We start from the raw sequence: 21,784 nt of genomic DNA on the forward strand, positions 1-21,784 counted from the left end.
GGAGCCCCGAGCTCCCCCGGGTCGAAATTATAACAATAATAAGGGGAAGGCCATGTCCTTGCCCGTGCGAGGTAAAGGCTATGCATGATGTTCTGTTGACCCATGAAGCCCTGGCGAGTGTCGGCCTGGACCTCACGCGCTACAACGAGTTGGTGGGGGAGATCTATGACGGCGCGCTGGAACCCAAGCGCATGGCCCACGCCCTCAGGAGTTTTCTCAAACTCTTTGACGCCAATTTTGTCACCCTGATTCTGCGGGTGCCGGACCAGCCTGACACCGGCCTGATGATTATCGTCGGCGAGATCGAGGGGGCCGGTGAAATCAACTACATGACCTACCCGCAGACCAACTCGCCGTTCGGCAACCAGCCGCTGGACCAGGTGTTCACGGTGGACGACATCATGACCGCGACGCAGTGGGAGCAGCACGGCTACTTCAAGACCTTTTGCGGCCCCCATGACGTGTATCACCTGATGGGCGCCGATATTTCCACCCCGGACGGCGGCAAACTGCGCTTTCGCATGACTCGCCCCAAGCGTTCGCCGAACTTCAGCGGCCACGAGCGGGCACTCTGCGCCAGCTTCCTGCCGCACCTGCGCCGCGCCTCGCAACTGCATAACCTGCTGGATCGCAGCGAGTCGATCGGCGAGTTGTACTCCCAGGCCATCAGCCGCCTGTCGGTGGCGACCCTGGTGCTCGACGAGAGCGGCAGCGTACTGCAGAGCAACCCGGTGGCCGAGGAAATTCTTGCCCGCTCTGACGGCCTGAAGCTGGTGGGCGGGCGCCTGGAGGCGACTTATCCGAGCGACAACCGCGAGCTGCAACGGCTGATCCGTGGCGCCTTTGACCCGGATGCGCCAAAAGGGGCCGAAGCCATGTCGGTGACCCGGCCGTCGGGCCTGGTCAACCTGGGGGTGGTGGTCGAATCGATTCCCTGTCTCGATTGGGCGGAAGAGAAGGGCCAGCCGGCGGCGTTGGTGTACATCCGCGACGCGTCGAGCAAATCCCTGGCCAGCGAAGTGGTGACCAAGCAGTTGTTCAACCTGACCCGGGCCGAAACCGCCCTGGCCATGGAGTTGGCCAACGGTTTGTCGCTGGAGGAGGCCGCCGAAGTCCTGAATATCCGCCGCAACACCGCGCGGGCGCATTTGCGTTCGATCTTCTCCAAGACCGGCGTGCGCCGTCAGACCGAGCTGGTGCGGATCATGCTCAACAGCGTGGTCGCCCTGGGCAAACCCAAGCTGGCGCTAAAGGTGGTGGATAAAATCAAGGTGCCGCCGCCCAAGCTGGCCGTACCGGTCTATCGCCAGGCTTGATCCTGCCTCTCCAGCGCCGGGCGTTCCTGCCCGGCGCTGCGCTGTTTTCTAGTCTGCCCGGACGATGCCGCGGTGTGAGCGCCCTGTCGATACTGGGTGGACCCATCACGGAGAACCACCATGCCAACAACAGCTATTACCGGCAGCGCGTCGGGCATCGGCGCGGCCGTCGCTGCTGCCCTGCGTGCCGCCGGGCATCAGGTCATCGGTATCGATCGCGGTAACGCCGAAGTGCTTGCCGATCTGTCGACTGCGCAAGGTCGCGACGCGGCCATCCATCAGGTCCTTGAACTCAGCGGCGGGGTGCTCGACGGCCTGATCTGCTGCGCCGGGGTTGGCGTAACGGCGCCCAACTGCGGGCTGGTGTTGGCGGTCAATTATTTTGGCGTCAGTCAGTTACTCGACGGTCTGCAGGGCGCCCTGGCGCGGGGACAACAGGGGGCGGCATTGGTCATCGGTTCGGTGGCAGCGACCCATTGCGGGCCGGATGGCCAGCCGCTGATCGAAGCCATGCTGGCGGGCGATGAGCAGCAGGCACTGGCGTTGGCCAACAGCCTCGGCCAGCCCCATGTGGCCTATGCCGCGTCGAAAGCCGCGATCACTCAACAGGCCCGGCGCCTGGCAGTGGTGTGGGGTAAGCAGGGCCTGCGGCTTAACGTGGTGGCGCCGGGCGCGGTGGAAACGCCGCTGCACCAGGCGTCGCTGGACGATGCCCGGTTTGGCCAGGCGACCCGGGATTTTGTCGCACCGCTGGGACGTGCCGGTCGACCCGAAGAGATCGCTGCCGTGGTAGCGTTCCTGCAATCGGCGCAAGCGTCGTTTGTCCATGGCAGCTTGGTATTTGTCGATGGCGGCATGGACGCCATGGTCCGCGCCGCGCGCTTCTAATAAGGAATCTGCATGAACAAGGTGGCATTCATTACCGGCGCCAGCCGGGGTATCGGTCGCGAGGCGGCACTGGCATTCGCCCGCGCCGGTTTCGACGTGGCCATCAGCGCACGCACGCTGAATGAGGGCGAGCAACATGAGCATGCCCTGCGTGACGCCGCCGGTGCGCCGCTGGCCGGCAGTCTCAACGGCACCGCCGAGGCCTTGCGCGAGCTGGGCGGCCGGGTGCTGGTGGTGCCGATGGACCTGCTCGACAGCGCCTCGGCCCTGGCGGCCTGTGCAGCGGTGCTGGCCGAGTTTGGGCGCATCGATGTGTTGATCAACAACGCGATCTATCAGGGTAGCGACCTCAACGCCGGCTTCATGGAGTTGCAGCCACAGACCCTGGAGCGGATGTTCCAGGGCTACATCCTGACCCCGTTCCTACTGACCCGGGCCGTGACCGAACACATGGTGACGCGCGGCGGCGGGGTGGTGATCAACGTCACCTCCGGCGCTGGTGAGAGCGATCCACCGGTGGCGGCGGGCAAGGGCGGTTGGGGCTATGCCTATGGCGCGGGCAAGGCGGCGGTGTCGCGGCTGTCCGGAGTGCTGACCACCGAGCTGGGGGCGCAGGGTGTGTGTGCCTATACCCTGAATCCAGGTGTAGTCACCACCGAAGCGCTGAAGGCGACCATTGGTGATAAAGGCTTGATCGCTTTGCGCGCCGGCAGCGCTCCACCCGAAGTACCGGCGGCGGTGATGCTGTGGCTGGCGACCGCCGAACAGGCCCCTGAGTTTCAGCGGCGGACCATTGCGGCACAGCCGTTTGCGCTGGAGCAGGGGATTGTGGCTGACTGGCGATAATGGCCTATACGCCCTGTGGGAGCTAGCAGGCTAGCTCCCACAGTTGTTGTGTTGATCAAGAAGGTCTTTTTATGCCTGCCGACGCTGCCGGGCCAGGGTCATGGCGGTGTCTTCGATCATGTCTTCCTGGCCACCGACCATACCGCGGCGACCCATTTCCACGAGGATCTCCCGGGCCGACACGCCGTACTTTTTCTCGGCACGCTTGGCAAACAGCAGGAACGAGCCATAGACCCCGGCGTAACCCATGGTCAGTGCGTCGCGGTCGCTGCGGATCGGGAAGTCCATGATCGGCACCACCAGGTCCTCGGCCACGTCCTGGATGCCGAACACGCTGACGCCGGTCTCGATACCCATGCGGTCACACACCGCCACCAACACTTCCATCGGCGTATTGCCGGCACCGGCTCCAAGCCCTGCACATGCGGCGTCGATGCGGTTAGCCCCGGCGGCAATCGCGGCGATCGAGTTGGACACACCCATCGACAAATTGTGATGCCCATGAAAGCCAATCTCGGTTCCCGGCTTGAGGGCGGTGCGCATCGCGGCGACGCGGGCGCTGACGTCATGGGGCAGCAAGTAGCCGGCGGAGTCGGTGAGGTAGATGCAGTTGGCGCCATAGCTTTCCATCAGCAGGCCCTGCTTGACCAGGCCTTCGGGGCTGTTCATGTGGGCCATCATCAGGAAGCCGACGGTGTCCATGCCGAGGTTGCGCGCATGGGAGATGTGCTGTTCGCTGACGTCAGCCTCGGTGCAATGGGTGGCCACACGGATGGTGTTGACTCCGATTTCATGGGCCATTTTCAGGTGGTCGACAGTGCCGATGCCGGGCAACAGCAGGGCCGAGACCTTGGCTTTTTTCATCAGCGGGATCACCGCCGACAGATATTCCTCATCGGTGTGCGCCGGGAAACCGTAGTTGACCGAGCTGCCGCCGAGGCCGTCACCGTGGGTCACTTCGATCAGCGGCACGCCGGCGGCATCGAGGCCACAGGCGATGTCCTTCATCTGTTGCAGGCTGATCTGGTGGCGCTTGGGGTGCATGCCGTCGCGCAGGCACATGTCGTGAACGGTGATGCTTTTGCCGCGAAGATCCATTGTCGGCTCCTTATGCGTGGGCGGGTTGGGCAGTGGCTTGCAGGACCAGCTCGCCCTTGAGGATTTCCTCGGCGAACATCTCGGCGGTGCGCGCAGCGGCGGCGGTCATGATGTCGAGGTTGCCAGCGTACTTGGGCAGGTAGTCGCCGAGGCCTTCGACCTCCATGAAGACCGACACCCGGTTGCCGTCGAACACCGGACCGTTGACCAGCTTGTAGCCGGGCACATAGCGCTGCACCTGGGCGATCATCGCTTCGATGGCGGCGGTAATTGCCGACTGGTCAGGCTCGCTTTCGGTCAGGCAATGCACGGTGTCGCGCATGATCAACGGCGGCTCGGCGGGGTTGATGATAATGATCGCCTTGCCTTTCTTTGCACCGCCGACTTTTTCCACGGCGCTGGAGGTGGTGCGGGTGAACTCGTCGATGTTCTTGCGGGTGCCCGGACCCACCGATTTGGAGGCGGCCGTGGCAATGATTTCCGCGTATTCCACCGGCTGCACGCTGGACACGGCGGCCACCAGCGGGATGGTCGCCTGGCCGCCGCAGGTGACCATGTTGACGTTCATTACCCCCAGGCCCAGCTGCGCCTTGAGGTTGACCGGCGGCACGCAATACGGGCCGATGGCCGCCGGCGTCAGGTCGATCATTAACACCCCGAGGGCATTGAGCTTGCGCGAGTTTTGCGCATGCACGTAGGCCGACGTGGCGTCGAAGGCGATCTGGATCTGGTCTTCGAGAACGTGGGGCAGCAGGCCGTCAACACCGTCGGCGGTGGTTTTCAGGCCCAGTTCGCGGGCGCGGGCCAGGCCTTCGGAGGTTGCGTCGATGCCGACCATCCACACCGGCTCCAGCACGTCGCTGCGCATCAGTTTGTACAGCAGGTCGGTGCCGATATTGCCCGGTCCGATCAGCGCGCATTTGATTTTTTTGCTCATGGTTTTTCGCTCAAGGGGGAGGGGTCAAGGAACAAAACGCAGGCTGGTTTCACCGAGGCCGCTCATGCTCAGGCTGATGCGATCACCCGCGACCACCGGCACCAGTGGCGCCAGGGCGCCGGAGAGAATGATTTCGCCACGGCGGAACGGAATGCCCAGTTCGCCCAGGGTATTGGCCAGCCAGGCCACCGCTGCGCAAGGGTGGCCCTGCACCGCCGAGCCAAGGCCTGCGCCTGCCGGCCCGCCGTTTTTCAGCAGTTGCATGTGCACGGCGGCCAGGTCCAGCGAGCGTGGATCGATGCGCTGGCTGCCGAGGGCGAACACCCCGCAGGAGGCGTTGTCGGCCACGGTGTCCTGGATGCGGATCTGCCAGTCGGTGATCCGCGAGTCGACGATTTCAAAGCACGGCGCCACCCATTGACTGGCGGCCAGCACGTCTTCGGCGCTGATCCCCGGGCCTTGCAAATCTTCGCCGAGAATAAACGCGATTTCGCCTTCGGCCCGCGGCTGGATCAGGTTGTAGCGGGACAGGCTGACATCGCTGCGATCCTCGACCTGCATGGCGTTGGTGAGGAAGCCGAAGTCTGGTTGGTGGACATCGAGCATCTCCTGCACGGCGCGGCTGGTGACCCCGATTTTCTTGCCAATCACCCGCTCGCCGAGGGCTTCGCGGCGTTGCAGGAACTGGAGGGAAATCTGGTAGGCCTGCTCCAGGGTGATGTCCGGGTAGCGTTGGGTCAGGGGGGCCAGGGTCTGGCGGTTGCGCAGGGCGTTGAACAGTTCGGCGCCGAGCGCGTTGATCAGGTGGGCGTCCATGGCGAAGGCTCCAGGGGATTAAAAAAAAGCCCGCCCCAACAGCGTCAGGGGCGGGCCCAAAGGAGTGCGTTAGCCAGGCCAGACCGAGGAGTCGGCACCGCCATCGACATCGATGACCTTGCCGGTGACCCAGGCCGATGCCGGGCTGGCCAGGTAGAGTGCGGCGGCGGCGATGTCCTGCGGGCTGCCCAGGCATTTGAGCGGGGTGTTGTTTTCCATGACTTCGCGCATGGCGCTGGGCATTACGCCGTTGAGCGCTTCGGTCAAGGTCGGGCCGGGGGCCACGGCGTTGACCCGGATCTGTGGCGCGAAGTCCTGGGCCAGCAGGCGGGTCAGGTGGCTGAGGGCGGCCTTGGCGGTGCCGTAGGCGCTGAAATGGCGCTGGGCGTAACGCGCGGCCACCGAGCTGATGTTGATGATGTTGCCGCCGCCGGCCTCGCGCATCAGCGGTACGCACAATTGGCAGAAGGCGTAGCTGGTGGCGACGTTGAAGGTCAGCACCTGGGCGAATTGTTCGGGGGTCATACTCAGCGGGTCGTTGGGGCCACCGCCGCCGACGTTGTTGACCAGGTGGGTGATGCGCCCGAGTTGTTCGACGCTCTGGCGCACCAGGGCCTGGCGTTGCCCGGCATCGTTGACGTCACAGGCAATGGCCAGCGCGCGTCGACCGAGTCCGCGAACCTCCTCGGCGACCGCCTCGACCTCGGCCAGCGACCGTGCCGAGCACACCACATCGGCACCGGCTTCGGCATACGCCAGGGCAATCGCCCGACCAATCCCCCGGCCACTGCCGGTGACGATGGCGACGCTGCCGGGCATCTGGAAACGCTGCAAAATACTCATGGGCCCTTGCTCCTTGGGGTCGGTGGTTGATGGGCTCAATATCGCTGCGGCGGGAGGGAAGGGCATCGTCTTAATGGACTAGCGTTGGTGCCTGGGATTGCAATCGCCGATCAACTGTAGGCGCTGGCTTGTCGGGACGCCGCATCGCAGCGAAAAACCTGAGGCCGCCGCGTACATCCAGGACAGCTTCGTCATCGTAAACGACCATCGCCCGCAGACTGGCTCCCACAGGTTTTGAACTGCGCCGGCTTTCCTGAATAGGCCGGCCGGTAGGCCGCCTCGGTTGCTGGTGATCTTGATTCACCGGCCCCGTTACAGAAGGCTGAGTGGAGGCATTCATCCGGGGGGAGCGCGTAGCGCGCTGCGGCGTAGCCGCAGTCATCGAGAGGAGGTGCCAGCGAAGCCAACCGGAGGCGATGACCCACGGATGGATGCCGGAGCGAAGGTACGCCGAGCCTAAGCGAGGGGGCCGGATGTTGGGGCAAGCGTTTTTTGCTTCCTTTTTTCGGCGCTTGTAAAAAAGGGAGTCGCCGTAAGGGCGAAACCATAAGTAGCCGTTACCGCAGGAATGGATATGTACACAAATAGATCGCCATCGCTGGCAAGCCAGCTCCCACGGTAAGCGGGCGTTACCGCAGGAATGGATATGTACACCCCTAGTCCGCTTTGACGATGAACGAATCCCCCCCGCAACCCGATGATCCCCCTCAACTCGCGCAGTGGCGCAGTGAGATCGGGAGAATTGAGTGATGCACAGCATGCGAGAAAAGACCCAGGACGAGTGTGATCTGCTGGACCGTGCGCGGCGTCTGGTGCCGATGCTCAAGGCACGCACGGCGCAGGCCGACAAGGATTTGAAAGTGCCGGTGGAAAGCGTCCTCGAATTGCAGTCCGCCGGATTGTTGAGGGCTCTGCAGCCACGGGCGTTTGGCGGTTATGAAGTGGACCCGCGGACCTTCTTCGAGATCCAGACCATCCTCGCCGAGGGCTGCATGTCCACCGCCTGGATCTACGGTGTGATGGGCGTTCACCCCTGGCAACTGGCGCGTTACCCGATCGAAACCCAGCGCGAAGTCTGGGGCGATGACCACAGCGCGCTGATTTGCTCGACTTATATGCCAGCGGCTCAGGTCACAGTGGTCGAAGGTGGCTACCGGATCAGCGGACGCTGGGGTTTCTCCAGCGGCAGTGAACACTGCCAATGGGTGTTCCTCGGCGGCATCCTGCCACCCGACGGCGAACTGGCGGCCGAGCACGGTACCTTCCTGTTGCCGAGCAGTGACTACCGCATCGAGCGCAATTGGGACGTGATGGGCCTGCGCGGCACCGGCAGCCACGACATCGTGGTTGAGGACGTTTTTGTCCCGGCCCATCGCGTGCAACGCACCAACAACTGGACCCTCGAAGCGACCCCGGGGCGTCTGGTCAATACCAACCCGATCTACGCGATACCGTTCGCCCAGGTGTTCTCCCGCGCGGTATCAACCTCGGCGATTGGCGCCCTGCAAGGCGCGATCAACGAGTTCCGCGACAACGCCGCCAAGCACATCGGCAAGCATGGCGCGCGCACTGCCGATGATCCGGTGGCGCAAACCGCTGTGGCCGAGGCGATGATCACCGTCGACAGCCTGCGCCTGGTGCTCGAGCGTAACTACCAGCACCTGATGGACCTGGCCCGTGCCGGCGACTACCCGGACACTGAGACCCGCCTGCTGTACCGCTACCAGTCGGCCTACGTCACCAACATCTGCGCCGAGCGCGCCAATGACCTGCTGCGCAGCATGGCCGCCTCCGGGCTGTACAACACCAATCCGGTGGCGCGGCTGTTCCGTGACCTGCACCAGGCCCGTGGGCATATCGCCAACAACTACATGGCCTACGGACGCAGCTACGGCGCGGTGATGCTCGGCCTGCCCAACCCCGACCCCTATGTCTGAAGCCTGCACGGCGGTTTGACCCCATTGGGTTTACACCGGCTCGTGTCGTACGGGCCGGTGGTCATGAGTACCTGAGCTATGAACCATTATCTTCCCCTGCGCGTGGCGCAAGTGATCGAGGAAACCGCCGACGCCTGCTCGGTGGTATTCGACGTGCCCGAGCACCTGGGCGAACGTTTTCGTTATCAACCCGGACAGTTCCTGACCTTGCGCGTGCCCTACGAGGGCGGTTGGCTGCCCCGTTGTTATTCGTTGTCGAGCACGCCACTGCTGGATGAGCCATTGCGCATCACCATCAAACGGGTGCAGGACGGACGCGCCTCCAACTGGCTGTGCCGTGAACTGCAGGAAGGCCAGATTCTTGAGGTGCTGCCACCGGCCGGGGTTTTCGTGCCGCGCAATCTGGACGGCGACCTGCTGTTGTTCGGCGGCGGTAGCGGGGTGACGCCGGTGCTGTCGATCCTGCGTTCGGCGTTGCTCGCCGGCAGCGGTCGGGTGCTGTTGATCTACGCCAACCGCGATGAAGCCTCGGTGATTTTCAAGGAGGAATTGAAGTTCCTCGCCAGCGTCCATCCCCAGCGCCTGCAAGTGCTGCACTGGCTCGACTCGGTGCAAGGCATCCCCAGCGTCGGCCAACTGGCGGAACTGGCGCGGCCGTTTATCGATGCCGAGGCCTTTATCTGCGGTCCGGGGCCGTTCATGGACGCCAGCGTCAGCGCCCTGAAAAGCCTCGGCATGCCGGAGTACCGAGTGCATGTCGAACGCTTCGTTTCGCTGCCCGGCGAGGGTGAGCAACTGCCAGTGAGCAGCAGCGAGGCAGCGGTGGCCGCGCAGTTGGCGGTGCGCCTGGATGGCGAGGATTTCGAGTTGCCCTGCGACAGCGGCGAAACCGTGCTCGCCGCCATGGAGCGTGCCGGCCTCAAACCGCCCAGCGCCTGCCGCGTCGGTGGTTGTGCCTCGTGCATGTGCACCCTGGACAGCGGCGAAGTCGAGATGCTGCTCAACGACGCCCTGGACAGCGGCGAGCTGGCCGATGGCTGGATCCTCGCCTGTCAGGCCGTGCCCACCAGCGCGCAATTGCGTATCCGCTTTCCCGAATGAGCCCGAGCCCACGATGAATCAGAGCCTGAACCCCGCCGCACCCCCTGTCACCCTGGCCCAACTGGTGTTCGCCAGCGCCGAACGTTTTGCCGGGCGCACCGCCATCGAGGACAACGGCCAGTGCATCGACTTCGCCCAGTTGCCTGAGCGGGTCATGGCCTTTGCCCGAGGCTTGATGGCCCTGGGTATCCAGGCCGGGGACCGCGTCGGCATCTGGGCGCCGAACAGCGCCGAGTGGATTCTCGCCGCGCTGGGCATTCAATGCGCCGGAGCGGTGCTGGTGCCGATCAACACGCGGATGAAGGGCCTGGAGGCTGCCGATGTGCTGGAGCGCAGCGGCTGCCGGGTGCTGTTTGTCCAGCAGCGTTTCCTCAACGTCGACTACCCGACGCTGCTGGCGGCCCATCGTCCGGCCAGCCTTGAGCATCTGCTGATTTTCGAAGGCGATGCACCGGCGCTGGCCACGGACCTGAGCCTTGAACAGTTCCTGCTGGGCGCCGCAACCGTCGATGTCGAACGGGCTTTGCAGCGCGCCATGGCAATCAGTCCCGAGGCCATGTGCGACCTGCTGTTCACCTCCGGTACCACCGGCAAACCCAAGGGTGTGATGAGCGGCCATGGCCAGAACCTGCGGGCCTTCAGCGAATATGTGAAAGTCATCGGCCTGCTGCCGGGTGACCGCTACCTGATCGTCAATCCGTTTTTTCACGCCTTTGGCTACAAGGCCGGCTGGCTGACTTGCCTGATTGGCGGGGCGACTATCCTGCCCCATGCGGTGTTCGATGCCGAGCAGGTGTTCCAGCGCATCGCCCGTGAGCGCATCAGTGTGCTGCCCGGCGCGCCGACCCTGTACCTGTCGCTGCTGGCCCATCCGCAACTCAAGCAGACCGATCTGTCGAGCCTGCGCATTGCCGTCACCGGTTCGGCGAGCATTCCGCCGAGCCTAATCGAGCGCATGCGCAACGAGCTGGGTTTTGCCGTGGTCACCACCGCCTACGGCCTGACCGAGTGCGGCGGGCTGGCGACCATCTGCGATCCGCAGGACTCGGCGCAGGTCATCGCCGGCACCAGCGGCCGCCCGATCGCCGGTACCGAAGTGAGCATCCGCGACCCCGAAAACCAGGCGCTGGACGCCGGGCAGACCGGGGAAATCTGCCTGCGCGGCTTCCACATCATGCAGGGCTATTTCCAGAACCCCCAGGCCACCGCCGAAGCCATCGACAGCGACGGCTGGTTGCACACCGGCGATGTCGGGCGCCTTGATGCCGCCGGCAACCTGATCATCACCGATCGCCTCAAGGACATGTTTATCGTCGGCGGCTTTAACTGCTACCCGGCGGAGATCGAAGCGGCGCTGATCCGCCATCCGGCCATTGCCCAGGTCGCGGTGGTGGGCATTGCCGATGAGCGCATGGGCGAGGTTGGCTGCGCCTGTGTGGTGTTGCGCGACGGCGCGCTGCTGGACGAAGCGCAATTGATCGCCTGGAGCCGTGAGCAGATGGCCAATTACAAGGTGCCGCGCCAGGTGCGGTTCTTCAGCGCCTTGCCGCTGAACCCGTCGAGCAAGGTCGCGAAGAACGAATTGCGCGCGGCGCTGGCCGACGCGGTGGTCTGAGACGAGGAGGTTTCACCAAACGGACGATGTGCGTGCCGACGGTTTTTTTCAGGCTGTGGCGGCACCAGTAACCACAACAACAAAAAAGGAGAGGAGCATGTTTACGCGAAACACGGTTGCGCGACGTTCGGGGAGGCCGGCTTACGCTCGCACGCTTTTGGCCACCGCCATCACCCTCGGCAGCGCCGCGGCCAGCGCCGGGCCAAGCCTGCAGTTGGGCGAGGACACCACCCTGGATTCGACTCTGACGGTCAACTACACCGCCTCCATGCGCACCGCCAAGCAGGCCAGCCAGTACCTCAACGACCCGAACAACGACGACGGCACGCGCAACTTCAAGCGCGGTTCGTTGATCAACAATCGCCTGAGCCTGTTCGGCGAATTGCAGCTCAAGCACGACAATCTCGGTGCGGTGCTGCGCGGCAGTCATTTCTATGACGACGCCTATCACCAGCGCAACGCCAACGACTCGCCGGACACGGTGAACAAGCTCGGGCATAACGACGGTTTCAGCGACAAGACCCGCGAGCTCAGCGGTGGCCGCGCGCGTCTGCTGGATGCCTATGTCTACGGCAACTTCGATGTCGGTGAGACCCAGTACCTGTCGCTCAAGGCCGGCCGCCACCTGGTGGCCTGGGGCGAGAGCCTGTTCTGGTCGAACATCAGCCAGGGTCAGGCGCCGGTGGATGCGACCAAGTTCAATGTGCCGGGTACCGAGGCCAAGGACTCCTATCTGCCGGTGGGCCAGGTCTCGGGCTCCTGGTCGCTCAACGAAGACCTGGCGCTGGTGGGCTACTACCAGTACGAGTGGGAGAAAACCGATCTCAACCCGGTGGGGGATTATTTTGGCAGCGACACCTTTGGCCCGGGCGCCGAGTTCTTTCGCCTCGGCAGCGGCCAGGTCAGCAGCCTGCCCAACGCTGCGGCGGTGGCCTTTGCCGGTGACAAGGACGCCAGCGACAGCGGCCAATGGGGCCTCGGCGTACGCTATCGGATCACCGAAAACACCGAAGTCGGTGTGTTCCACTACCGCTACAACGAGCGTGTCGGCTCGATGTTTTTCGACTTCACCGGCACCACCCGTTATTCCTCGCTGAAAAACATCGGACACACCGGCGAAGCGATGACCTATCGCCTGGGTTACTTCGAAGACGTCAAGCTGACGGGTATCAGCTTCAGTTCCAAGGTCGGCGACTCGGTGCAGTACGCCGGTGACCTGAGCTACCGCGACGGCGCCGCGGTGTACCTGGCCAGCGGTGCGCCGACCACCGGACAGATCTGGCAGGGCAACCTCAACACCTCCTACATCCTTGGCCCGAGCCTGCTGGCGCAGCAGACCACCTTCATGGCCGAAGTGGTGCACCAACGCATCGCCGGGGTCGACAAACTGACCATCAGCGGCGGCGGGCCTGGCGTCGACGGTACCTTCGACAATTTCGAGTCGGACACCCAGACCCGCGGCTCGACCCTGCTCGGCATCGGTGCCTACATGGACTATCCGTCGGTGGCCACCGGCCTCGACCTGAGCACCAAAGTGGTGTGGACCCAGAACGTCGACGGCAGTGCCTATCAGGGCCTGGGGCGCGACGAGAAACGCCTGACCCTGGGCGGCGATTTCAAGTACCTGGGCAATTTCCAGATCGGCATGACTTATGTCGCCTACCTGAGTTCGCCGGATGTCGCTCAGGGCCGCTTGCTGGCGGACCGCGACTACCTGTCGCTCAACGCCAAGTACAGTTTCTGATGATCCCGGCGGCGTCACCCTGTGGCGCCGCCGTCTGTTTTAGCCATAACAATAATGAGAGGCCTGTCATGAACTCACGTCCGACCCCGTCACCGTTCAGCCCTGTGCAGATCGGCCCGTTGACCCTGAAAAACCGCTTCATCAAGGCCGCCACCAACGAGGGCATGAGCGCCGGCGGCGTGCCTTCCAAACAACTGGTCAAGCTGCATTCGGCGCTGGTCGCCGGTGGCACGGCGCTGACCACCGTTGCCTACTGCGCGGTGAGCGACGACGGGCGCACCTTGCCCAACCAGTTGACCCTCAGCCAGTCCAGCCTGCCGCACTTTCGCGCGCTGACCGAGGGCGTGCACCAGGCCGGTGGCCTGGTCAGCGCGCAGATCACCCACGGCGGCTGCTTTACCTTTATCCGCGAGCGTTCGACCAAGCGTCCGTTGTCCGCCAGCGGTGGTTTCAACAAGATCGGCATGATGAGCGGCATGTTCCTCAAGCAAAAAATGAACGAGGCCGACATGCAGCAGGTGATCCGCGACTTCGCCCAGGGCGCACGCCTGGCGCGCCAGGCGGGTTTCGATGCGGTGGAAATCCACATGGGCCACGGCTACCTGCTCAGTCAGTTCATTTCGCCGATGTACAACAAGCGTCGCGACCAGTACGGCGGAAGCCTGGAAAATCGCCTGCGCTTTCCGCGCCGGGTGCTGCGCGCGGTGCTCGATGCGGTGGGCCACGAGATGGCGGTGATCTGCAAATACAGCGTCACCGAAGGCGCCCGTGCCGGCAACACGGCCGAGGACGGTGCGCAGATCGCCCGCATGCTGGAAGAGGAGGGCGCGCACCTGCTGGTGCTCAGCGCCGGGATGAATGCCGAATCGATTACCACCATGTTCGGCTCCTCGTTCCCCAAGGAAAACCGCGTACAGCAGAAGAACAAGATCATCGCCCTGGCCATGGCGATTCAGCGTCGCACCGAACCGGAAGTGGAGTTCCGCGAGCTGTATTTGCTCGAGCATGCGCGCAAGGTGCGGGCGGCGGTGAAGATGCCGCTGGCGTATTTGGGTGGGGCCAAGAGCCTGGCGAGCATCGAGCGGATCATGGCCGAGGGCTTCGACCTGGTCGCCATGGGCCGGGTGCTGCTGGCGGAAAATGACTATGTCGACAAACTCGCCAGCGGCGCCAGTCGCGACTCGATCTGCACCGCCTGCAACCGCTGCGTGGCGATGATGTACACCCCGGGCGGGACTTCTTGCGTGCTGAACAAACCGGGGGATGCGGAGCTGAATCGGCAGCCGGCGGGGGGGTGATAGAACCAGACCTGAAATACGAAACCCTGTAGGAGCGAGCAGGCTCGCTCCTACAAGGGAGGCATGGTGTTTGCTGATCACCCGTTCTGCAGAAAATCAATGCAGCTGCGGTTGAACAATTCCCGATGCTCTACCTGGACCCAATGCCCGCAGCGGTTGAGGACGATGAAGCGCGCATTCGCGGCGCCGTCGATGATGCGCTGGGCGCCGCTGATGGGGTTGAACTGATCGTTGTTGCCCCAGAAACCGAGGATCGGGCACTGGATCTCGCCCAGGCGGGTTTCCATATTCGGCACCAGCATGGTGCTAAACAGATTCTTCGGCTGGGTCACCGCCACCGCCACCCGTTCCTGCAGCAGGCTGTCCGGCAGGATCGAGTCATCGAACAGTTGCAGGCGCATCATGCTGCGCATCTCGTCCATGCCGATGGGGCCGGCACTGAACAAACTGACCATGCGCACGATGCCGGCCATCTGGAAGTAGGTTTCCCGCTCTTCGACCCCACCTGGTGCCAGCAGAATCAGGCTCTGCGCCAATTGTGGCTGACGCAGCGCCAGGCCCAGGGCGATGGCGCCACCCAGCGAATTGCCCAGCAGGGTGCAGCGGCGCACGCCGATAGCCTCAAGGAACGCCGACACACAGTCGACGAAAAAGTCCAGGTGATACTGCGCGTCCTCGGGCTTGTCCGAGCGACCGAAACCCGGCAGGTCGAGGACGATGTTGCGATAACCGGCCGCGACGAATTGCGGGAAGTTGCCCTTGAAGTTGCTGAAACCACTGGCACCCGGGCCGCTGCCGTGCAGCCACAGGACCACCGGGCCGGTGCCTTCGTCCAGGTAGTGCAGGCGCAAGCCGCTGTTGGGCAGCGTCGCGTAATGGCCGATGGGCAGGGGCAGGTCTACGGGTTGATTCATGGGGGTGCTCCAGGTTCTGCGAATGGGAAGAGCACAGTCGCCTTGGGCGCGCTGTTGAAGGGGAACGCTGCGCCCGAGGCGATGTGCTCTGTGCATGCTGGCCCCGGGTGGTGTTGCCGGCATCGTCCGTTCAGACCACGCGGCGCTAGTCCCATCGGACGATGCCGGTCCCGACCTTCGCCGCTAATCATGCAGGGGACGGCGCCACTGCACGGGCAGCGGGTCGCAGCGTATTTGCACATCTGGAGATTGCTGATGAAGTTACTCAATAAAGTGGCGTTCGTGACCGGCGCCGGGCAGGGCATGGGCCAGGCCATCGTCCGTGGATTTGTCGCCGAGGGCGCCAAGGTGGTGGCGGTCGACCTGAACCAGGCGGCCCTGGCCGAGAGCCTCGCCGACCTTGGCGATCAGGTGTTGGCATTGGCCTGCAACGTCGCTGACAGCGCCTCCGTGGCCGATGCCATGGGCCAGACTGAAGCGCATTTCGGTGGACTCGATCTGCTGGTCAATAACGCCGGTGTCGGCGCTCTCGACAGCTTCCTCGAAACCCCCGACGACAGTTGGGCGCGGGTGATCGGGGTGAACCTCGGCGGGACCTTCCTGTGCTGCCGTGAAGGGGCGAAGCTGATGATCAAGGGCGGTCGCAAGGGGGCGATCATCAACCTGTCGAGCACCGCCGCGCTGACCGGCGACGGCCCCAGCCATTATTGCGCCTCGAAGGCCGCGGTGATGGGTCTGACTCGCTCCATCGCCCGCGAATTGGCCGCCAGCGGCATTCGCGTCAACACCCTGGTGCCGGGCCCGACCAACACGCCGATGATGGCCGGCATTCCTGATGAGTACATGCAGACGCTGCTGAAAAACGTGCCGCTGGGGCGCATGTGCGAGACCGACGAGATCGCCAGAGTCGCAGTATTTCTCGCCAGCGAAGACGCCAGTTTCATGACCGGGCAGAACGTTGCGGTCAACGGCGGCATGGCCTTTATCTGATCTGGGAGTAACGACTATGAGCAACCGTCTGCAAGGAAAAATTGCCTTCGTCACCGGCGCCGGTTCCGGCATCGGCGAAGCCACCGCGCTGCGCTTCGCCGAGGAAGGCGCCACGGTGGTGCTGTGCGGCCGCCGGATCGAGCCGCTGCAAGGCGTGCAGGAGAAAATCCAGGCGCTGGGCGGCCAGGCCGAGATCGCCGTGGCCGACGTCAGTGACGAGCAGGCCTACGTCGCGGCACTGCAAGCCACGGCACAACGGCACGGCCGTCTGGACATTCTGGTCAATAACGCGATGGCCTACACCTGGGGCGGCATCGACAGCATGAGCACCGCCGACTGGCACGCCAACTTCGCCACCACCGTCGACGGCACCTTCTTCGGCACCCGTACCGCGATGCAGTTGATGAAGGCCCAGGGCGGTGGTTCGATCGTCAACATCGCCTCGATCTGCGGCCTGTTCGGCACCGCGTGGATGGCCGGCTACTCGGCGGCCAAGGCGGCAGTGATCAACTTCAGCCGGGCGGCGGCCAGCGAAGGCGCGCCGGACAATATCCGCTGCAACGTGATCATCCCGGGGGTGGTCGATACGCCGGCCACCGCCGGCATGCTCGGTGATGCCAAGGCGCGCGGCAATACCGAGAAAGTCATCCCGATGAAGCGGGTCGGCTTGCCGGTGGAGTTGGCCAACGCGATTCTGTTCCTCGCCAGCGACGAGGCTTCCTACGTCACCGGCGCCAGTCTGGCGGTGGATGGCGGGCGCGGTTCGGACCTGTACACGGTGTTCGACTGATGAGCCAGGACAACGACAGCATGCTGGCGCGTATCGACCGCCTGGAATCGCTGGATGCGATCCGCCAACTGGCCGGCAAGTACGCGCTGGCCCTGGACATGCGCGACATGGACGCCATGGCCAACTGCTTCGCCCCGGACGTGCGGGTCGGTCGCGACAAAAGCGGTCGCGCGCACCTCAAGGCGTGGCTGGATGAAACCATGCGCAAGCAGTTCCACGGCACCTCCCATCATTTGGGCCAGCACATCATCGAATTCAGCGATGCCGACCACGCCACCGGCGTGGTCTATTCGAAGAACGAGCATGAGACCGGGCCTGAGTGGGTGATCATGCAGATGCTCTACTGGGACGACTACGAGCGGATCGACGGGCGCTGGTGCTTCCGCCGCCGCTTGCCGTGCTACTGGTACGCCACCGACCTCAACAAACCGCCAATCGGCGGCCTGAAAATGCGCTGGCCAGGGCGCGAACCCTACGCCGGCAGCTTCCACGAGCTGTTTCCGTCCTGGGACGCGTTTTGGGCCCAACGCCCGGACAAGGACGCCCTGCCACAAATCGCCGAACCGGCACCGCTGGAGGGTTTCCTGACCACCCTGCGGCGCGGGGCAGGTGATCCGAAAATTCGCGTTCGCTGATCCTTGTAACGGTAGGAGCGAGCCTGCTCGCGAAGGCGGTGTGTCAGTCGCTGGTGATGGTGAATGTGCTGGCCTCTTCCCGAGCGGGCTCGGTCCCACAGTGGATCTATGTGGATGCAGATTCTGTGTTCGGCAGCGATCAAAACTGTAGGAGCGAGCCTGCTCGCGATGCGGTGGGTCAGTCACCGATGATGGTGAATGTACTGGCCCCATCGCGAGCAGGCTCGCTCCTACAGGGGATTCGCGGCGGACGTGGAATTTGCGTTCAACCGCAATCCAAACGGTAGGAGCGAGCCTGCTCGCGAAGGCGGTGTGTCAGTCACCGAGGATGGTGAATGTGCTGGCCCCATCGCGAGCAGGCTCGCTCCTACAGGGGATTCGCGGCGGACGTGGAATTTGCGTTCAACCGCAATCCAAACGTTAGGAGCGAGCCTGCTCGCGATGCGGTGTGTCAGTCACCGAGGATGGTGAATGTCTGGCCCATTCGCGAGCAACTTGAGTCGTCGCACCGCTCCTGCAATCAGCCGTTGACCCGCACTTCCCGCGGCATCCCCAGTGCTCGTTCGGCGATCACATTGCGCTGGATTTCGTTGCTGCCGCCGTAGAGGGTGTCGGAGCGGGTGAACAGGAACAGTGACTGCAGGCGGTTGAGCTGGTAGGGCGCGGCGTCGAGGATTTCCGCGGCGTCGCCCAGCACGTCCATGGCCAGTTTGCCGAGGTCGCTGTGCCAGGTGGACCAGGCGAGCTTGTAGATCATTGCTTCACGCCCAAGATTGCCATCCTGCGGACCTGACAACATGCGCAGCGAGTTGTAGCGCAACACCTTGAGCCCGGCCCAGGCCTGAGCGATGCGCTGGCGTAGCAGCGGGTCCTGGGCGGCGCCGTTGGCGCGGGCGATGCGGATGACTTCGTCTAGCTCATTCTGGAACTGCATCTGCTGACCCAGTGTCGACACGCCGCGCTCGAACCCCAGCAACGCCATGGCGATCTTCCAGCCGTCGCCCGGCTGGCCGATCAGATTGTCGGCGTGGGTCACGGCCTGGTCGAAGAACACTTCGTTGAATTCGCTGGTGCCGGTCAGTTGCTGGATCGGCTGCACGCGGATGTTGTCCTGGGCCATCGGCACCAGCAGGAACGACAGGCCATGATGTCCCTGGCTCCCCGGTTCGGTGCGCGCCAGCACGAAGCACCAGTCGGCCTCGTGAGCCAGGGACGTCCAGACCTTCTGCCCGCTGATCAGCCAGTGTTCGCCGCTGTCGTCCAGCCTGGCGCGGGTCTGCACGTTGGCCAGGTCGGAACCGGCGCCCGGCTCCGAATAGCCCTGGCACCAGTACTGGCTGCCGTCGAGGATCCCGGGCAATAGGCGTTGCTGCTGGGTCGGTGTGCCGAAGGCGGCGAGGGTCGGGCCGACCAGGCCTTCGCCGATATGTCCCATGCGCCCCGGGCCGCCCGCGCGGGCGTATTCCTCGTGGAAGATCACCTGCTGACTGATCGACAGACCGCGTCCGCCGTGCTCCCTGGCCCAGCCAACGCCGATCCAGGCGCCGCTGGCCAGTTCGCGCTCCCAGGCTTTGCGTTCTTCGGGATAGCTGTGTTCGTCCCCCGGCCCGCCGCGAAAGCGCAAGGCCGCGAACTCGCCGTCCAGGTGTTCGGCCAGCCATTGCGCGACCTCTTGGCGGAACGCCTCGTCGGCAGCACTGAATCCGATTTTCATGCGTGTTCTCCCAGTAAATGTGCGGCCAGGCGCTCGCGGTGCAGCGCCGGGTTGCCCAGCAATTGCTCGCTGGCGCGGGCGCGTTTGAAGTACAGGTGCGGGTCGTATTCCCAGGTGAAACCGACGCCGCCATGCAGTTGGATCGACTCGCTGGCGCAATGGAAAAACCCTTCGCTGGCGTGGATCTTCGCGGTGGCAGCCGCCAGTTCAAGCTCGCTGATCACCGCCGCGTCACCCTGCGGATCGAGGCGTTCCTGGGCCACACAGGCGGCGTAATAGGCCGCCGAACGCGCGCATTCGACCTGCAGCATCATGTCGGCGCAGCGGTGCTTGATCGCCTGGAAACTGGCGATGGTGCGTTTGAACTGGCGGCGTTCGCCGATGTAGGCGAGGGTCAGGTCGAGCGCCTGCTGCGCGCCGCCGGTCTGTTCGGCGGCGAGGCCGCAGGTGGCAATCAGCAGGGTGTCGCGCAGTACCGCCCAGCCGTGTTCCGGGCCGCACAGGCGTTGCGCTTCGCTGAGTTTGACCTGCTGCAGTTCAACCCGTGCCAGGCGCCTGGTCTGGTCGAGGGTCGGCAGTGCTGTACGGATCAATCCCGGGGTGTCGCCCGGCACCGCGAACAGGCTGATGCCCTGTTCATCGCGGGTGCCAGGGGCGCGGGCGGCGACCACCAGCAGGTCGGCCGAGGCGCCATCGATGACTTGCGCGTATTGGCCGTCGAGGGTCCAGCCGTCGGGCTGCGGTTGTGCCAGGGCTTGCACACTGCTGGCGCTGAGTCCGGGGGTGCTGGCGAAGGCCAGGGTGGCGCGGGCTTCACCGGCGGCGATCGCGCCCAGCCAATGCTCCTGCAGGGCCTCGTTATGGCCCAGCAACAGGGCAGGGGTGGCCAGGCAGGCGGTGGCGAACAGCGGCGAACCGAGCAGGTAGCGTCCACTTTGCTCCAGCAGGATCGCCAGCTCGACAAATCCCAGGCCCATGCCGCCAAACCGCTCCGGCACCATCAGCGCCGGCCAGTACAGCTCCTGGCCAATCCGTTGCCAGACTTCGGAGTCATGGCCCTGGGCGCTGTTCATCGCCGCGCGCACGGCATGCGAGTCGCTGGCCTGAGCGAGAAAGCGCTCGGCACTGTCGCGAATCATCAGGTGTTCTTCGGTAAAAGCGAACTCCATTGGGCTGTCTCTGCAAGGCGGATGGATGAGGCGAAGTCTGGGGCGGCGGGGGGCGGTTGAAATCATTAAAACGGACTAGGGGCGGTGTCCTGTGAAGACCCTCTGTGGTTGGGCACCTTGTAGGAGGGGGTATGCGGCTCATGGAGATGCTTAGTCTCAACGGACGATGAAGCCTGGCCTGGCGCTTTGCACAATGCACGCCACGCAAGCCCTTCAGCCAACGAGGATCCAGGCATGATCGACATTCGCGGTTTGAGCTATTTCGTCTCGCAGATCGAAAACCTCAGCCAATGGCAGCGCTACGCCGAAGACGTGCTCGGCATGCAAGTGCAGCCGGCGCCGGGCGGTGGTTTGTACGTGAAAATGGATGAGCGGCCGTTTCGCATGCTGATCGTCGAAGGCAGCGAGGCGCGTTACCTGGCCTCCGGTTGGGAGCTGGCCAGCGAATCGGCGTTCCGCGCCGCCCTCGATCACCTGAACGCCAACGGCATCGAACACCAGCCAGGCACCGCCGCCGAAGTCGAGCAGCGTGGCGTGCAGGCGCTGGTCAAGCTCACGGATCCCTCGGGTAACGTCCATGAGCTGAGCTGGGGCCATCGCTCCGATTGCCTGCCGTTCGTCTCGCCGCAAGGCGTGCCACGCTTTATCACTGGCGACATGGGCCTCGGTCACGCCGTGCTGCCGGCGCCGAATTTCGATGCGACCCTGACGTTCGCCAAGGACGTGCTCGGCTTCGAACTGTCGGACATCTTCAACTTCCGTCCCGACCCTTCGGCGCCGCCGATCCGCATTCACTTCCTGCATTGCCAGAACGCCCGCCACCACAGCCTGGCGTTGGCCGAATACCCGGTGCCGTCGGGTTGCGTGCACGTGATGGTCGAGGTCGACTCGATGACCGAAGTCGGCCGCGCCCACGACCGCCTGCGTGCCCATGACGTGAGCCTGTCGGCAACCCTCGGCCAGCACCTCAACGACCGCATGACCAGCTTCTACATGAAGACGCCGTCCGGTTTCGACCTGGAGTACGGCTACGGCGGCCTGCAGGTCGACTGGGCCGAACACTCGGCATTCGAATTCACCCGCGTGAGCATTTGGGGGCACGACTTTTCGGTCGGCCAACAGTAAGGGATTGT

General features: G+C 64.2%; 19 protein-coding genes. 12 read left to right on the top strand and 7 right to left on the bottom strand.

The window, feature by feature from the left end:
- The first annotated feature begins 80 nt into the window (after window positions 1–80).
- The 3 genes from KW062_RS13215 (at window position 81) to KW062_RS13225 (ending at window position 3,050) form a co-directional block, all read left to right on the top strand.
- Window positions 81–1,316 carry a helix-turn-helix transcriptional regulator gene (locus KW062_RS13215; protein ID WP_105755961.1) on the top strand — a complete coding sequence of 412 codons (1,236 nt, stop codon included), beginning with the start codon at window positions 81–83 and terminating at the stop codon, window positions 1,314–1,316.
- 120 nt (window positions 1,317–1,436) lie between these two features.
- Entirely contained in the window at window positions 1,437–2,204 is a 768-nt protein-coding gene (locus KW062_RS13220; protein ID WP_105755962.1) for an SDR family oxidoreductase, read from the top strand.
- Window positions 2,205–2,216: 12 nt separating this feature from the next.
- Window positions 2,217–3,050, top strand: a complete 834-nt coding sequence (locus KW062_RS13225; RefSeq protein ID WP_105755963.1) for an SDR family NAD(P)-dependent oxidoreductase — start codon at window positions 2,217–2,219, stop codon at window positions 3,048–3,050.
- Window positions 3,051–3,119: 69 nt separating this feature from the next.
- On the opposite strand, the gene dmpG is transcribed toward KW062_RS13225, so the two are convergent.
- The 4 genes from dmpG to KW062_RS13245 form a co-directional block, all read right to left on the bottom strand.
- Entirely contained in the window at window positions 3,120–4,148 is a 1,029-nt protein-coding gene (gene dmpG / locus KW062_RS13230) for a 4-hydroxy-2-oxovalerate aldolase (protein WP_105755964.1), read from the bottom strand.
- A 10-nt stretch (window positions 4,149–4,158) separates the two neighbouring features.
- Window positions 4,159–5,085 (bottom strand): acetaldehyde dehydrogenase (acetylating), encoded by a 927-nt coding sequence (locus KW062_RS13235; protein ID WP_105755965.1) that lies wholly within the window; start codon window positions 5,083–5,085, stop codon window positions 4,159–4,161.
- 24 nt (window positions 5,086–5,109) lie between these two features.
- Window positions 5,110–5,901 (bottom strand): fumarylacetoacetate hydrolase family protein, encoded by a 792-nt coding sequence (locus KW062_RS13240; protein ID WP_105755966.1) that lies wholly within the window; start codon window positions 5,899–5,901, stop codon window positions 5,110–5,112.
- A gap of 69 nt (window positions 5,902–5,970) precedes the next feature.
- Window positions 5,971–6,744, bottom strand: a complete 774-nt coding sequence (locus KW062_RS13245; protein ID WP_105755967.1) for a glucose 1-dehydrogenase — start codon at window positions 6,742–6,744, stop codon at window positions 5,971–5,973.
- Between the two features lie 749 nt (window positions 6,745–7,493).
- Here KW062_RS13245 and KW062_RS13250 point away from each other — a divergent pair.
- The 5 genes from KW062_RS13250 (at window position 7,494) to KW062_RS13270 (ending at window position 14,439) form a co-directional block, all read left to right on the top strand.
- Window positions 7,494–8,681 carry an acyl-CoA dehydrogenase family protein gene (locus tag KW062_RS13250; RefSeq protein WP_105755968.1) on the top strand — a complete coding sequence of 396 codons (1,188 nt, stop codon included), beginning with the start codon at window positions 7,494–7,496 and terminating at the stop codon, window positions 8,679–8,681.
- A gap of 78 nt (window positions 8,682–8,759) precedes the next feature.
- On the top strand, window positions 8,760–9,782 hold the full coding sequence (locus tag KW062_RS13255; RefSeq protein ID WP_105755969.1) for a ferredoxin--NADP reductase: 1,023 nt from the start codon (window positions 8,760–8,762) through the stop codon (window positions 9,780–9,782).
- 13 nt (window positions 9,783–9,795) lie between these two features.
- Window positions 9,796–11,397: a FadD3 family acyl-CoA ligase gene (locus KW062_RS13260; RefSeq protein ID WP_105755970.1), complete on the top strand. Its 1,602-nt coding sequence runs from the start codon at window positions 9,796–9,798 to the stop codon at window positions 11,395–11,397.
- A 97-nt stretch (window positions 11,398–11,494) separates the two neighbouring features.
- Window positions 11,495–13,141: a DUF1302 domain-containing protein gene (locus KW062_RS13265; RefSeq protein ID WP_105755971.1), complete on the top strand. Its 1,647-nt coding sequence runs from the start codon at window positions 11,495–11,497 to the stop codon at window positions 13,139–13,141.
- Between the two features lie 68 nt (window positions 13,142–13,209).
- Window positions 13,210–14,439, top strand: coding sequence for an NADH:flavin oxidoreductase (locus tag KW062_RS13270; protein ID WP_105755972.1), 1,230 nt, complete (start codon window positions 13,210–13,212; stop codon window positions 14,437–14,439).
- Between the two features lie 77 nt (window positions 14,440–14,516).
- On the opposite strand, the gene KW062_RS13275 is transcribed toward KW062_RS13270, so the two are convergent.
- Window positions 14,517–15,353, bottom strand: coding sequence for an alpha/beta fold hydrolase (locus tag KW062_RS13275; RefSeq protein WP_105755973.1), 837 nt, complete (start codon window positions 15,351–15,353; stop codon window positions 14,517–14,519).
- A gap of 255 nt (window positions 15,354–15,608) precedes the next feature.
- Between KW062_RS13275 and KW062_RS13280 the strand changes: the two genes are divergently transcribed.
- The 3 genes from KW062_RS13280 to KW062_RS13290 are packed head-to-tail and all read left to right on the top strand — an operon-like array spanning window position 15,609 to window position 17,768.
- On the top strand, window positions 15,609–16,343 hold the full coding sequence (locus KW062_RS13280; protein ID WP_105755974.1) for an SDR family NAD(P)-dependent oxidoreductase: 735 nt from the start codon (window positions 15,609–15,611) through the stop codon (window positions 16,341–16,343).
- Between the two features lie 16 nt (window positions 16,344–16,359).
- A complete protein-coding gene (locus tag KW062_RS13285) occupies window positions 16,360–17,133 on the top strand; it encodes an SDR family NAD(P)-dependent oxidoreductase (protein ID WP_105755975.1) in 774 nt (257 codons plus the stop codon).
- Entirely contained in the window at window positions 17,133–17,768 is a 636-nt protein-coding gene (locus KW062_RS13290; protein ID WP_105755976.1) for a nuclear transport factor 2 family protein, read from the top strand. The genes KW062_RS13285 and KW062_RS13290 overlap by 1 nt, the downstream gene beginning before the upstream one ends.
- A gap of 520 nt (window positions 17,769–18,288) precedes the next feature.
- Here KW062_RS13290 and KW062_RS13295 read toward each other — a convergent pair.
- Window positions 18,289–19,482 carry an acyl-CoA dehydrogenase family protein gene (locus KW062_RS13295; RefSeq protein ID WP_105756035.1) on the bottom strand — a complete coding sequence of 398 codons (1,194 nt, stop codon included), beginning with the start codon at window positions 19,480–19,482 and terminating at the stop codon, window positions 18,289–18,291.
- Window positions 19,479–20,651, bottom strand: coding sequence for an acyl-CoA dehydrogenase family protein (locus KW062_RS13300; protein ID WP_105756034.1), 1,173 nt, complete (start codon window positions 20,649–20,651; stop codon window positions 19,479–19,481). The genes KW062_RS13295 and KW062_RS13300 overlap by 4 nt, the downstream gene beginning before the upstream one ends.
- A gap of 234 nt (window positions 20,652–20,885) precedes the next feature.
- Between KW062_RS13300 and KW062_RS13305 the strand changes: the two genes are divergently transcribed.
- A complete protein-coding gene (locus KW062_RS13305) occupies window positions 20,886–21,776 on the top strand; it encodes a VOC family protein (RefSeq protein ID WP_105756033.1) in 891 nt (296 codons plus the stop codon).
- Window positions 21,777–21,784 lie beyond the last annotated feature (8 nt).

The sequence above is a fragment of the Pseudomonas fluorescens genome (assembly GCF_019212185.1).
GTDB lineage: Bacteria > Pseudomonadota > Gammaproteobacteria > Pseudomonadales > Pseudomonadaceae > Aquipseudomonas.